The organism is Halomonas sp. 11-S5 (assembly GCF_029889825.1).
In the GTDB taxonomy this organism is placed as follows: domain Bacteria; phylum Pseudomonadota; class Gammaproteobacteria; order Pseudomonadales; family Halomonadaceae; genus Halomonas.
In genome coordinates this window covers 17,210-30,166 of sequence record NZ_JARANW010000017.1, presented here as the reverse complement: position 1 = coordinate 30,166, position 12,957 = coordinate 17,210, and the positions used below count along the sequence as shown (strand labels likewise).

Annotated in this window: 10 protein-coding genes; 3 read left to right on the top strand and 7 right to left on the bottom strand. The window is 67.6% G+C overall.

Translation table 11 applies throughout. The features are described from left to right. Positions 1–6 precede the first annotated feature (6 nt). The 6 genes from OP497_RS12110 to OP497_RS12085 all read right to left on the bottom strand — a co-directional run bounded on the left by OP497_RS12110 (position 7) and on the right by OP497_RS12085 (position 6,911). Positions 7–597, bottom strand: coding sequence for a DNA polymerase ligase N-terminal domain-containing protein (locus OP497_RS12110; protein WP_280548726.1), 591 nt, complete (start codon positions 595–597; stop codon positions 7–9). A 31-nt stretch (positions 598–628) separates the two neighbouring features. Continuing rightward, positions 629–844 carry a DUF3565 domain-containing protein gene (locus tag OP497_RS12105; RefSeq protein WP_280548724.1) on the bottom strand — a complete coding sequence of 72 codons (216 nt, stop codon included), beginning with the start codon at positions 842–844 and terminating at the stop codon, positions 629–631. Positions 845–857: 13 nt separating this feature from the next. Next, on the bottom strand, positions 858–983 hold the full coding sequence (locus OP497_RS12100; protein ID WP_280548722.1) for a hypothetical protein: 126 nt from the start codon (positions 981–983) through the stop codon (positions 858–860). A 64-nt stretch (positions 984–1,047) separates the two neighbouring features. After that, complete coding sequence (locus tag OP497_RS12095; RefSeq protein WP_280548720.1) at positions 1,048–1,356, bottom strand: hypothetical protein; 309 nt, start codon at positions 1,354–1,356, stop codon at positions 1,048–1,050. Positions 1,357–1,442: 86 nt separating this feature from the next. Next, positions 1,443–2,684, bottom strand: coding sequence for a ribonucleotide-diphosphate reductase subunit beta (locus OP497_RS12090; protein ID WP_280548718.1), 1,242 nt, complete (start codon positions 2,682–2,684; stop codon positions 1,443–1,445). Between the two features lie 192 nt (positions 2,685–2,876). Then, complete coding sequence (locus OP497_RS12085) at positions 2,877–6,911, bottom strand: ribonucleoside-diphosphate reductase subunit alpha (protein WP_280548717.1); 4,035 nt, start codon at positions 6,909–6,911, stop codon at positions 2,877–2,879. A gap of 360 nt (positions 6,912–7,271) precedes the next feature. On the opposite strand from OP497_RS12085, the gene OP497_RS12080 reads away from it, so the two are divergent. Together OP497_RS12080 and OP497_RS12075 are read left to right on the top strand one after the other, a co-directional pair. Further along, positions 7,272–7,985: a winged helix-turn-helix domain-containing protein gene (locus OP497_RS12080; protein WP_280548715.1), complete on the top strand. Its 714-nt coding sequence runs from the start codon at positions 7,272–7,274 to the stop codon at positions 7,983–7,985. Positions 7,986–7,988: 3 nt separating this feature from the next. Beyond that, positions 7,989–9,605: an ATP-binding protein gene (locus OP497_RS12075; protein WP_280548713.1), complete on the top strand. Its 1,617-nt coding sequence runs from the start codon at positions 7,989–7,991 to the stop codon at positions 9,603–9,605. Here the strand turns inward: OP497_RS12075 and OP497_RS12070 are convergent. Next, entirely contained in the window at positions 9,592–10,506 is a 915-nt protein-coding gene (locus tag OP497_RS12070; RefSeq protein WP_280548711.1) for a LysR family transcriptional regulator, read from the bottom strand. The two genes, OP497_RS12075 and OP497_RS12070, sit on opposite strands and share 14 nt — an antisense overlap. Positions 10,507–10,609: 103 nt before the next feature. On the opposite strand from OP497_RS12070, the gene metE reads away from it, so the two are divergent. Continuing rightward, entirely contained in the window at positions 10,610–12,916 is a 2,307-nt protein-coding gene (metE, locus tag OP497_RS12065) for a 5-methyltetrahydropteroyltriglutamate--homocysteine S-methyltransferase (RefSeq protein WP_280548709.1), read from the top strand. Positions 12,917–12,957: the final 41 nt, after the last annotated feature.

Here is a 12,957-nt window from a genome sequence, read left to right as displayed (position 1 = left end):
GGCGCCTCAGCGCTGTCCGTCGGGGATCTCCTCCAGGGTGCGCCCCGACACCACGGACTCGGGCTCCGTGGACGTGGGGTTGCGTCGCGCATCGGCGGCCTCGTCGTCCATCTTCACCAGCAGCCAACCCTCTTCCTGGGCCAGGTGCGTGCGGATCAGCGCATAGCCTCCGTGCAGCTTTTCGCCCTCCAGCCAGACGGTGGCATGGCCCTCTTTGAGCTGTTCGGCGACCGAGGACCGGTCGTCGCCCTCCTTGAGGTTGCGGTAGTAGCCGCAATCCCAGATCAGTACGGTGCTGGCGCCATATTCGCCCTCGGGGATCACACCCTCGAAGTCGGCATAGGCCAGGGGATGATCCTCGGTAGGGATCGCCAGGCGCTTGACCCGCGGATCGGTGGAGGGGCCCTTGGGCACGGCCCAGGACTTCAGCACGCCATCGACCTCGAGGCGGACATCGTAGTGCAGGGTGGAGGCGGCGTGCTGCTGGATCACGAAGCGTGGCCGGTCGCCCTTCCGGCCGTCCTCCATGGGCTCGGGGGTACGGCGCGGATCGCGCTTTTCGCGGTAGCGTGTCGGGGTGTCGCGGGATGCGGCCATGGGTCCCCTCCGGCCGGTGGCTATCCCCAGTCTAGTCGCTGCGCGGGTTGTCCCGAGGCTCGCCACGATCACACTTGACGCATTCCAGCGCGAGGCCGAGTCGCGAGCGCCGCCCGGCCTCGGTGGTCACCCAGGGGCGCTCGGTCCAGGGCGGCTGATGACGCACGTGCTGGTTGTGGCCGCAGGCGAGTTCCGCGACCCAGTGGCCTTCCTCGTCGAGGTGATAGCCGATGATGGGCTGCTGCATGGCGGGAGGCAGGCTACCGCCGGGGCGGCGGGGCCTTGTAATGGCCGGGTACCGTCACCCGCTCGCCGTTGGGCAGGTCGCGGACATGGGCGGGCACGAAGACCCGCGTGATCACGCTTCTGGCTTTGCGCTCGGTCATGGGTGAGCCCTCCGTGTCATCCCTGGACGTCCTACCCCACGTTAGCGCTCGCGGCCATCGTGAATCAATGCCGGCTCGCCCCCTGATTCAGCCGGGTGAAGCGGACCGGCGGGCTGTACTTCTCGCCGTCGGGGGCGCGCTCGGGGGCGGGCCGGACCCGCCAGCCCCGTGAGGTCGCCCACTCCTTGAGTTCCCGGTAATCGAGCAGCGGGTAATCCCGCGAGTAGGGGTTGGGGGAGACCGAGGGGAAGGCGAAGGCCACATGGGGATAGCGGGCCAGGGCGTCTTCACTGTCATGGGCGCTGAGCGCCTGGTCCAGGGCAGACTGCCACGCCCGGGAGTCGCGACGTGCTACGGCTTGGGTTGCATGCATCGGATTGCCCTCGGTTGTTGTGCCTGTTGACGGGCCATGAAAGACGCACCGCCCGGTGTGGCCGGACAGGGCGTCAGGATACGTGTTCAATCCCAGCTCAGTGCGCCGCCCACCTGGTATTCGGTGACGCGAGTCTCGAAGAAGTTCTTCTCCTTGCGCAGGTCGATGATCTCGCTCATCCACGGGAAGGGATTCTGGGCGCCCGGGAACTGCTCCTTCAAGCCGATCTGCGCCAGGCGGCGATTGCAGATGAAGTGCAGGTACTCCTCCATGATCGCCGCGTTCATGCCCAGCACGCCGCGGGGCATGGTGTCACGCGCATAGGCGATCTCGAGCTCGGTGCCCTCGAGGAGCATCTGGGTGACCTCGTCCTGGAACTCGGGCGTCCAGAGGCGCGGGTTCTCGATCTTGATCTGGTTGATCATGTCCACGCCGAAGTTCAGGTGCATCGACTCGTCGCGCAGGATGTACTGGAACTGCTCGGCCACCCCGGTCATCTTGTTGCGCCGGCCCATGGAGAGGATCTGGCTGAAGCCGCAGTAGAAGAAGATGCCCTCGGTGACGCAGTAGAAGGCGATCAGGTTGCGCAAGAGCTCCTGGTCGGTCTTGGTGGTGCCGGTGTTGAAGTCCGGGCGTGCCAGCGACTGGGTGTGCTTGAGGCTCCAGGCGGACTTGGCGGCCACCGAGGGCACCTCGCGGTACATGTTGAAGACCTCGCCCTCGTCCATGCCCAGCGACTCCACGCAGTACTGGTAGGCGTGGGTGTGGATCGCCTCCTCGAAGGCCTGGCGCAGCAGGTACTGGCGGCACTCGGGGTTGGTGATCAGGCGGTAGAGCGCCAGCACCAGGTTGTTGGCCACCAGCGAGTCCGCGGTGGAGAAGTAGCCCAGGCTGCGCTCGACGATGCGCCGCTCGTCGGCGGTGAGGCCCTCGGCGCTCTTCCACAGCGCGATGTCGGCGTTCATGTTCACTTCCTGGGGCATCCAGTGGTTGGCGCTGCCGTCCAGGTACTTCTGCCAGGCCCACTCGTACTTGAAGGGCACCAGCTGGTTGAGGTCGGCGCGGGCATTGATCATCTGCTTGTCGTCGACCTCGATGCGTGCCGCGCCCATCTCCAGCTCCTCGAGGCCGGCGGCCACGTCGAGCTCCTCCAGCGACCGGCGGGCACGGGCCAGGCGGTCGCCCTCGGCGGCCTGGTAGCTGCCGCGGCTCTCGGCAACGGCCGCGTTGTCGGCCTGGGGCTCGGCAGCGGGCTGCGGAGCGGGAGCCGGCTTGGGTTGCTCGGCGACGGTTGTCTCGTCCTCGTGGAACTCGTCCCAGTTCAGCATGTCACTTACCTCGAGTTAATTGGGGGCCGTAGATGGATTCATCGCTCGAGGCTCATCCGGCGGCAAGCCTGCGAGGAGGCGCTGTGAACCCATCCCTGGGCGCTACCGACGCCATCCCTGGCGTAGGACCTCCTCTTCGGCTTGTCCCCGGCGCCTCTCGCTTCACCGGCGGCAATGCGTGTCTGGTTGGGCTTACTGGCAGGCCTCGCAGCCCAGCTCGTCGATCTCGCCGGCACTCGGTGCGCGCTGGCCGCCCTTGCCCTGCAGGAAGTCCTCCACGCCGCGTGGCTCCCGGCGGGGGGGCTCGGCGGCCGGTTCAGGGCTGGCCGAGGGCGCAGGAGCGCCATTGCTCACGGCATTGAGGGTGCCGCGGTCGACGGTGGACTTCTCCACCGAGGTGGCACCCAGAGCGCGCAGGTAGTAGGTGGTCTTGAGGCCGCGGAACCAGGCCATGCGGTAGGTCACGTCGAGCTTCTTGCCGGAGACCCCCTTGATGTAGAGGTTCAGCGACTGGGCCTGGTCGATCCACTTCTGGCGCCGCGCGGCGGCCTCCACCAGCCACTTGGGCTCCACCTCGAAGGCGGTGGCGTACTTGGCTTTGAGGTCGTCCGGAATGCGGTCGATGGGCTGGGCCGAGCCGTCGTAGTACTTGAGGTCGTTGATCATCACCTCGTCCCACAGCCCGCGCGCCTTGAGGTCATTGACCATGGGCGCGTTGACCACCGTGAACTCGCCGGAGAGGTTCGATTTCACGTAGAGGTTCTGGTAGGTCGGCTCGATGGACTGGGTCACGCCACAGATGTTGGAGATGGTGGCGGTCGGGGCGATGGCCATCACGTTGGAGTTGCGCATGCCCTGGCCGGCGATCTTGTCGCGCAGGCGGTCCCAGTCCTGAGTGACGCTCTCGTCGAGCTCGATGTACTTCTCGCCGCGCTCGGTCTTGAGCTTCTGGATGGAGTCGATGGGCAGGATGCCCTGGCTCCACAGCGAGCCCTCGAAGCTCTGGTACTGGCTTCGCTCGGCGGCCAGATCAGAAGAGGCCTCGATGGCGTGGTAGCTGACCAGCTCCATGGAGCGGTCGGCGAACTCGACGGCGTCCTCGGAGGCGTAGGCGATGTCCTGGGCGTAGAGGGCGTCCTGGAAGCCCATGATGCCGAGCCCCACCGGGCGGTGCTTGGCGTTCGAGTGACTCGCCTGGGGCACCGCGTAGTAGTTGATGTCGATGACGTTGTCGAGCATGCGCACGGCGGTGCGCACGGTCTTCCTCAGCTTCTCGCCGTCGAGTTTTCCGTCCACCACGTGCTGGGCCAGGTTGACGGAGCCCAGGTTGCACACCGCGATCTCGTCGGCCGAGGTGTTGAGGGTGATCTCGGTGCACAGGTTGGAGCTGTGCACCACGCCGGCGTGCTGCTGCGGGCTGCGCAGGTTGCACGGGTCCTTGAAGGTGATCCAGGGGTGGCCGGTCTCGAACAGCATCGAGAGCATTCTGCGCCACATGTCCTTGGCGCGGACGCGCTTGTAGAGCTTGAGCTCCCCCGTGCGTGTCATCGCCTCGTACTCCGCGTAGCGCTGTTCGAAGGCCGCGCCGTAGAGGTCGTGGAGGTCAGGGCAGGTGGAAGGAGAGAAGAGCGTCCACTCGCCGTCATCGAAGACCCGCTTCATGAACAGGTCGGGCACCCAGTTGGCGGTGTTCATGTCGTGGGTGCGGCGGCGGTCGTCGCCGGTGTTCTTGCGCAGCTCCAGGAACTCCTCGATATCGAGGTGCCAGGTCTCGAGATAGGCGCACACCGCGCCCTTGCGCTTGCCGCCGTTGTGCGCCAGTCCTGCCGTGGTCATGTAGGACTCGTCACCTTCGACTTCCAGATCATAAACAAACGGAAGCGTCGTGATGGTGTCCACGCTGCGCACGCGAGAGAAAAGATGGCCGTTGTAGGTGAGCCAGTTGCGCTTGACAAGGGGTCGACAGCCGACCCATTCGGCAATCTCGGCAACGGCGGGTACGCGAATGTCATAGGCCTTGCAGACGCCGTCGAAGCGGATCTCGCTGCCATCGACGCGACGCCCCGTATGTGCCTGTTCGCGCTCACGGTACTGTCCGGCCGTGGGAATGCCGAGGCGCAGGAGTTGATAACGCAGGCTTTCGGCCAGGGCACGCGATGTGCTGGTAAAATAGATTTCCGTGCCCCGCGAGACGCCACCGTCGGTTTCCAGCAGGCCCTGAATCAGGGCCAGTGTCTGGGCTTTCGGCAAATGAGCAAAGCGACGACTGATGTGCTTGTCATGCTGGGCGTCGTAGATATCGTCCTGGCGGAACGGAAGTGTCGGAGCACCGGCCCCGGCAATTCTTCCCGTGGTGGCATCTCGCCGAACGCCATGACCCGATGCCCAATGAATCTGGGCATAGTGATCGTTGCGCGAGGTTTCCCAGAAGTGAATGCCGCGGGCTTCAAGGTAGTGACGCACGAAGTCGAGATGAGAATCGCGACCAGGGTGGCCGGACACGCCCCACTGCATGGCGTCTTTCGAGAGATGACCATCGCCCAGCAGGATACCGTAAAGGCGCGCATCTTCCCCCGTTAAGCCGTCGACAGGGACGACTTCGGTGGGAATGACCTGCGCGACATAGTCCCCTTTCTGGAGGCGACCCGCGTCCACCCAGTCGGGGGATACCTTGCCTTTCTGCAGCCAGTCAAGCGTGCGCTCTGCGGATTGCTCCAAGGGCACGCCGCGCAGTGCATAGAAGGGATGACCGGCGGTGACGCGCACTGACTCGATGGCATGCTTGATGTCGAGCGCTACCATCGACTCCATCTGGTTGTAGAGATGCCGCTGTTTGACCTGGCGGTAGGTGCCGGAAATGCCCAGGACCAGGTCGCCGGACTCGATCCGCTCGATGGGGCGAGGGCCTTCAGCGGTATGGACCAAGGTGTCGGGCGCAAAGCATTGGTTGACCGCCACGGCGGTATCGTTGACCACCTTGAGGAAGGGGACGACGCCTTGGGACTTGCCGTTGGTGCCCTTGATCCAGGAACCGAGCGCGCGGACGGGGGTCCAGTCGTTGCCCAGGCCGCCGGCCCACTTGGAGAGCAGGGCGTTGTCGCGGATGGCGCTGTAGATGCCGTCCAGCTCGTCGGGCACGGTGGTCAGGTAGCAGCTGGAGAGCTGGCTTCGCACGGTGCCGGCGTTGAACAGGGTCGGCGTGGAGGCCATGTAGTCGAAGCTCGAGAGCAGTTCGTAGAACTCGATGGCCCGCGCCTCGCGGTCGTCCTCGTTCAGCGCCAGGCCCATGGCGACCCGCATGAACATCACCTGAGGCAGTTCGTAGCGTACCTCGTCGCGGTGGATGAAGTAGCGGTCATAGAGGGTCTGCAGGCCCAGGTAGGTGAAGGCGTTGTCGCGATGGTGGTCCAGCGCCTCGCCCAGGCGGTCGAGGTCGAACTCGGCAAGCCGGGGGTCGAGCTGCTCGAAGGCGATGCCCTTGGCGATATAGGCTTTGAAGGCCGGCACGTAGAGCTCGGCCATCTCCCCGTAGGTGGCCTCGTCGGCGATGCCCAGGAAGGAGAGCGCCTCGCGGCGCAGGTTGTCCTGCAGCAGCCGGGCGGTGACGTAGGTGTAGTCGGGATCCTTTTCCACCAGGGTGCGGGCGGTCATCATCAGCGCCTGGGAAACGCCGTCCACGGTGACGCCGTCGTAGAGGTTCTTCAGCGAATCCTCGACGATCTTGCCGGCCTCGACGTTGGCCAGCTCCTCGCAGGCATCCGACACCAGGGTCTCGATGCGGCCCAGGTCCAGCGGGCGGGTGGTGCCATCGGTGAGGGTCACGTTGAGGCTGGGATGCGGTTTGACGATGTCACCGCCGGCCGCGGCGCGCGCCTGGGCGTGCTCTTCCCGATAGAGCACATAGGCACGGGCGACCCGCTGCTCGCCAGCGCGCATCAGCGCCAGCTCGACCTGGTCCTGGATGTCCTCGATGTGCAGGGTGCCGCCGTCGGGCATGCGGCGCTGGAAGGCCTGCTCGATGCTATCGGTGGACTGGCGGACGAAGTCGCGTACTCGTGAGGAGGTGGCGGCGTTGTCGCCCTCCACGGCGATGAAGGCCTTGCTCATGGCGACGGCGATCTTGTCGGCATCGAAGGGCACGACGTCGCCGTTGCGCTTGATGATGCGCAGGGCCTTGGGTGCGGTGACGGAAACGGACGGCTCGTCCGGTGTGACAATGGTATCCATGGCGCCGGGGTCCCTGACGGGTGAGTCGAATGGTCGATGGCCGCCTCTCGGGCGACGGTTGACAGGCATGGTGTCGATCGTTGAGGCACATGATGTAGTATCCGTGCCGATTAGAAACACAAGATAGTGTGCTTTTCGGGCCCCATCAAGTGGATAACCTGTGGATTGGCTGTGGCCATCCGGGGGGCAGAATGGACCCCGTCGCCAGGCCCCGTCGTTGGGCCACGGAGACACTCCCTGTCGCCAAATGGCGACGGGAAGGCGCAATGCCGGATTTCGGGTATCCTTTAGCCATTGGCGTTGGCTCCCGACCGCGGGAGCCCCGCGACCGCTCACCTGCCCGCCAGGATGGAACAGAGGATGGACGACAGCTTGCAAGCCCAGGAACAGGATCACGTGTTGATCATCGAGGATGACGAGCGGCTGGCCGGCCTGACCCGCGACTACCTGGAGGCGAACGGGTTCCGGGTCACGGTCGAGGCCGACGGCGCCCGTGGGGTGGAGCGGATCCTCTCCCTGCAGCCGGACCTGGTGATCCTCGACCTGATGCTGCCGGGCGAGGATGGCCTGTCGATCTGCCGCCGGGTGCGCAGCGAGTACCTTGGCCCGATCATGATGCTCACTGCCCGCACCGACGACATGGACCAGGTGCTGGGCCTGGAGATGGGCGCCGACGACTACGTGCCCAAGCCGGTGCAGCCGCGGGTGCTGCTGGCGCGCATGCGCGCCCTGTTGCGGCGTTCCGAACCGGCCGAGGTCGGCGAGGAGAGCCGCCTGACCTTCCACGACCTGGTCATCGACAACGCTACCCGCGAGGCCTGGCTGGACGGCGCGCGCATCGACCTGACCAGTGCCGAGTTCGACCTGCTCTGGCTACTCGCCAGCAATGCCGGCCGGGTGCTGACCCGCGAGGAGATCTTCGACCGCCTGCGCGGCATCAAGTACGACGGTCAGGATCGCTCCATCGACGTGCGCGTCTCGCGCATTCGCCCCAAGATCGGCGACGATCCCAACCAGCCGCACCGCATCAAGACGGTGCGCAGCAAGGGCTACCTCTTCGTCAGGGATGGCTGAGCCATGCCTCGGACCCTGGCCGACAGCACCTTCCTGCGCGTCTATGTGCTGCTGGCGCTGGCGTTGCTGCTGACCTTCGGTCTGGCCCTGCTGGGTCTGGCCATGGTCGACCAGGTGCGCCGCGAGCACTACCGCGAGCAGCTGGTCGAGCCTCCCATGCGGGTGTTGACCGCCTGGGTTGATGCCTTGCCCGAGGCCGGGCGCCAGGCCTGGCTGGCGAGTCGCGCCGAGCAGGTCGACATGACCCTGCGGCTGGTATCGGTCGACGACTTGTCCCTGAATTATTTCTCCCGCTCGCGCCTCGAGCGCGACCGCGTGCTGGTCATGCCCCGGGGCGAGCACGGCTGGCGCCTGCAGCGACTTCTGCCCGGTGGCGAGCAGCTGCTGGAGGTCGACGTGGCGAGCCTCAGCGAGCAGCAGCTGCGCGGGCTCACCGATCTGCTCGCCGAGTGGCTCGCCCAGGCCTCGGGCGATGCGCGCCGGGCCCAGCTGGCGCGGGTCGCCGGTGACGGCATTCCCCTGCAGCTGAGCGAGTCCCCGCCCGAGGGGCTGGACACCCGCCAGCTGGCCCGCCTGGCCGAGGGGGAGGTGGTGATCCGGCTGCTGCCCGGGCGCTGGTCCATGGCGATGTACCGCCTGCTGCCCGGCAGCGACCCCCAGACCCGCTGGCTGGCCATCGGCCCGGTGAAGGCCTTCGAGCCGCTGCCGGTCTCGCTGCAGCTGCTGTTGCTGGTGCTGCTGCTCGGCGTGCTGGCGGCGATCATCTACCTGATCGTGCGCGGCGTGGAGGCCCGCATGGCGCGGCTGGAGCTGGCGGCGACCCGCATCGCCGGCGGGCGCCTGGATACCCGCGTCAAGGTCGAGAGCGGTGACTTCCTGGGGCGCCTGGGGATGGCCTTCAACGGCATGGCCGCCCAGGTGCAGTCGCTGTTGCGCGCCCAGCAGGACATGATCCGCGCCGTCTCCCACGAGCTGCGTACCCCGGTGGCGCGCATCCGCTTCGCGGTGCAGATGGTCGAGGACATGACCGACGATCCGGCGATCCGTCGGCAGCTGGAGGGCGTCGATGGCGACATCACCGAACTCGACGAGCTGATCGACGAGATCCTCACCTATGCCCGGCTGGGCAGCGAGACGGCCAATGGCGCCGAGCTCGAGACCTCGCTGGTCGACTGCCGCGCCATGGCCGAGCGGGTCATCGAGGCGCTGCGGCCACTGCATCGTGACATCCGCATCGAGCTGGACGAGGGGCCGGAAGTGGAGGTCCAGGCGGAGCCCCGCTACCTGCAGCGGGCGCTGCAGAACCTGGTGGCCAATGCCTGCCGCCATGCCCGCAGCCGGGTCGTGATGCGCCTGCAGAGCGAGCCCCGGCTGGTGCGCCTGGACGTGGAGGACGATGGCCCCGGCATTCCCGCGGCGGCGCGCAGCGAGGTCTTCAAGCCCTTCGCGCGCCTGGACGACAGCCGCACCCGCCGCTCCGGCGGCTACGGGCTGGGGCTCTCCATCGTGCAGAAGGTCATGGCCTGGCACGGCGGCAGCGTAATGGTGGATGCCAGCGCCACGCTTGGCGGGGCGCGCTTCACCCTGCTGCTGCCGCGGCGCAACGCTACGCCGGCCTGATCCCCTCGAGCACCGCGAAGGAGGTCTCCCGGGCGGTACGCAGGAAGTCTTCCATCCAGGGCGCGCCGCGGGTTTCCTCGCGGATCGCCGCGAACAGCGTGCTCCACACCCCCTTCTCGCCCAGGGCTACGGCCTTGACGTAGTCGCGTTCCAGGTACTCGGTGAGCGCCCAGTTGGGCAGGGCGCAGACGCCGCGTCCGCTGGCCACCAGCTGCATCATCATGATCGTCAGCTCGGCGGTGCGCACTTCCTTCGGCCGCACCCCGGCGGGGTCGAGGAACTGGGTGAAGACGTCCAGCCGGGAATACTCCACGGGATAGGTGATCAGGGTCTCCTCGGCCAGTTCTTCGGCGGTCACGAAGGGGCGTCCCGCCAGTGGATGCTGGCGGGCCACCGCCAGCAGGCCCTCGTAGCGGAACAGCGGCTCGTAGTGGATGCCGGGCAGTGGCTGGGGGTCGGCGGTGATCACCAGGTCGAGCTGTTCACGGGCCAGCGCCGGCAGGGGGTCGAAGTGGTGGCCGCCGGGGATGTCGATCTCCACCTCCGGCCAGTGGTTGCGGAAGTGGTCGATGGTGGGCATCAGCCACTGGAAGCAGCTGTGGCACTCGATGGCCATGTGCAGCCGCCCCTGCTCGTTGCCGGCCAGCCGCGCCAGGTCGCGCTCGGCCATGCGCACCAGCGGCAGGACCTGCTCGGCCAGGGTCAGCAGGCGCGTGCCGGCCCGGGTGAACTCCACCGGCCGGGTCTTGCGCAGGAACAGCGGGCTGCCCAGGCGCTCCTCCAGGTCCTTGATCTGGTGGGAGAGGGCCGACTGGGTCAGGTGCACGCGTTCGGCGGCCTCCACCAGGGAGCCGGCATCGCGCAGGGCGACCAGGGTGCGCAGGTGGCGAAGTTCGAGCATTCGAGTGAGCCTGATTCATCTTGAAGATTAGAAAGTTTAGTTTGATTCACATCAGCTGGCCAGCGATCCTTCCCGACATCATTCATGCAAAAAGGACGTCATCATGACGCTGGCTCATGTCATCGGCTATCCGCGCATCGGCGCGGATCGCGAACTGAAGCGCGCCACCGAGGCCTACTGGCAGGGCGACATCGACCGCGAGGCCCTGGAGGCCACCGGGCGTGCCCTGCGCCTGGCGAACTGGGCGGCCCAGCGCGAGGCCGGACTCGACCTGGTGACGGTGGGGGACTTCGCCTTCTACGACCAGGTGCTCGATGTCTCGGTGCTGCTGGGGGCGGTGCCGGGGCGCTTCGGGGCCGAGGAGGAGGTGGCACGCGGCGAGGTGGATCTCGATACTGCCTTTCGCATGGCCCGGGGCCGGGCCCCCGGCGGCGAGCCGTCCGCGGCCTGCGAGATGACCAAGTACTTCGATACCAACTATCACTACCTGGTCCCGGAACTGCACGCCGGCCAGACCTTTCGCCTGGCCAGCCGCCGCCTCTTCGACCAGGTCGACGAGGCCCGGACCGCCGGCCACCCGGTCAAGGTGGCCCTGACCGGTCCGCTGACCTGGCTGTGGCTGGGCAAGGGGCGCGGCGAGGCCGGCGAGGGCTTCGACCGACTGTCGCTGCTCGACGGCGTCCTCGATGTCTATGCCGAGGTGCTGGAGCGCCTGGCCGGGCAGGGCGTCGAGTGGGTTCAGCTCGACGAGCCGGCGCTGGTGCAGGACCTGCCCCTGGCCTGGCGGCAGGCCTTCGAGCGCGCCTACCATCGGCTGCAGGCCGCCCCGGTCAAGCTGCTGGTGGCAAGCCCCTTCGGTGGCCTGGGCGACAATCTCTCCCTGGCGGTGGGCCTGCCGGTCGCGGGCCTGCACATCGACCTGGTACGTGCCCCGGCGCAGCTGGAGGCGGTGCTGGATCGCCTGCTGCCCCACAAGGTGCTCTCGGTGGGGGCCATCGACGGGCGCAACGTCTGGCGGGCCGACCTGGCGCTGTGGCGCGAGCGCCTGGCCACGGCGCGCATGCGCCTGGGCGAGCGGCTGTGGATCGCCACGAGCTGTTCGTTGCTGCACGTGCCGGTGGACCTGGCCGCGGAGACCACGCTGGATGCCGAGCTCAGGCGCTGGCTGGCCTTCGCCCGGCAGAAGCTCGACGAGACGGCGACCCTGGCGCGCCTGCTGGATGGCCGCGCCAGCGCCACCGACCGCGATCGCGTCGAGGCCGCCAGCCGGGCCCTGCAGTCGCGTCGCGAGGCGCCTCGCCTGCATCGCCCCGCGGTGGCCGAGCGGCTGGCCGGGGTCACGGCGGCCGATACCCGGCGCCGGTCGCCCTTCGCCGAGCGTGCCGTGGCCCAGCAGCGCCATCTCGCCCTGCCGCTGTTCCCCACCACGACGATCGGCTCCTTCCCCCAGACCGCGGAGATTCGCGCCGACCGGCGCGCCGTCAAGGCCGGCGAGCTCTCGCGCGAGGCCTATGAGGCGCGGATGCGCGAGGAGATTGCCCGGGTGGTGGCCCGCCAGGAGGCGCTGGGCCTCGACATGCCGGTGCACGGCGAGCCCGAGCGCAACGACATGGTGGAATACTTCGGCGAGCAGCTCGACGGCTACGCCTTCACACGCTTCGGCTGGGTGCAGAGCTACGGGACGCGCTGCGTCAAGCCGCCGATCCTCTTCGGTGACGTGGTGCGCCCGGCGGCGATGACGGTGCGCTGGAGCGAATACGCCCAGTCGCTCACCGAGCGGCCGATGAAGGGGATGCTCACGGGACCGGTCACCCTGCTGCAGTGGTCCTTCGTGCGCGACGACCAGCCCCGCGAGACCACCTGCCGGCAGATCGCCCTGGCGCTGCGCGACGAGGTCCTCGACCTCGAGGCGGTGGGCATCCACGCCATCCAGATCGACGAGCCGGCATTGCGCGAGGGGCTGCCGCTACGCCGCGCCGAGTGGCAGGGCTACCTCGACTGGGCGGTGGCCTGCTTCCGGCTGGCCGCCTCGGGGGTGCGCGACGAGACCCAGATCCACACCCACATGTGCTATGCGGAGTTCAACGACATCATCGAGTCGATTGCCGCCCTGGACGCCGATGTGATCACCATCGAGACCTCGCGCTCGGCGATGGAACTGCTCGACGCCTTCCAGGACTTCGCCTACCCCAACGCCATCGGGCCGGGGGTCTACGATATCCACTCGCCCAATATCCCCGAGGTGGACTGGATGGTGGCGCTGATGGAGAAGGCCGCCGAGCGCATCCCGGTCGAGCGGCTCTGGGTGAACCCGGACTGCGGCCTCAAGACCCGCGGCTGGGCCGAGGTGGAGCCGGCCCTGGCCAGCATGGTCGAGGCGGCGCGGGAGCTGAGGCGCCGCCATGGCTGACGCCCAGCGTTGAGCCGGGTGCCGGCGTGCCGGGGCAGGGT

Excerpts from the sequence above, each read along its gene's own strand:
- OP497_RS12110 (WP_280548726.1), bottom strand. The coding sequence starts at position 597 with ATGGCCGCATCCCGCGACACCCCGACACGCTACCGCGAAAAGCGCGAT.
- OP497_RS12105 (WP_280548724.1), bottom strand. The coding sequence starts at position 844 with ATGCAGCAGCCCATCATCGGCTATCACCTCGACGAGGAAGGCCACTGG.
- OP497_RS12100 (WP_280548722.1), bottom strand. The coding sequence starts at position 983 with ATGACCGAGCGCAAAGCCAGAAGCGTGATCACGCGGGTCTTCGTGCCC.
- OP497_RS12095 (WP_280548720.1), bottom strand. The coding sequence starts at position 1,356 with ATGCATGCAACCCAAGCCGTAGCACGTCGCGACTCCCGGGCGTGGCAG.
- OP497_RS12090 (WP_280548718.1), bottom strand. The coding sequence starts at position 2,684 with ATGCTGAACTGGGACGAGTTCCACGAGGACGAGACAACCGTCGCCGAG.
- OP497_RS12085 (WP_280548717.1), bottom strand. The coding sequence starts at position 6,911 with ATGGATACCATTGTCACACCGGACGAGCCGTCCGTTTCCGTCACCGCA.
- OP497_RS12080 (WP_280548715.1), top strand. The coding sequence starts at position 7,272 with ATGGACGACAGCTTGCAAGCCCAGGAACAGGATCACGTGTTGATCATC.
- OP497_RS12075 (WP_280548713.1), top strand. The coding sequence starts at position 7,989 with ATGCCTCGGACCCTGGCCGACAGCACCTTCCTGCGCGTCTATGTGCTG.
- OP497_RS12070 (WP_280548711.1), bottom strand. The coding sequence starts at position 10,506 with ATGCTCGAACTTCGCCACCTGCGCACCCTGGTCGCCCTGCGCGATGCC.
- metE (WP_280548709.1), top strand. The coding sequence starts at position 10,610 with ATGACGCTGGCTCATGTCATCGGCTATCCGCGCATCGGCGCGGATCGC.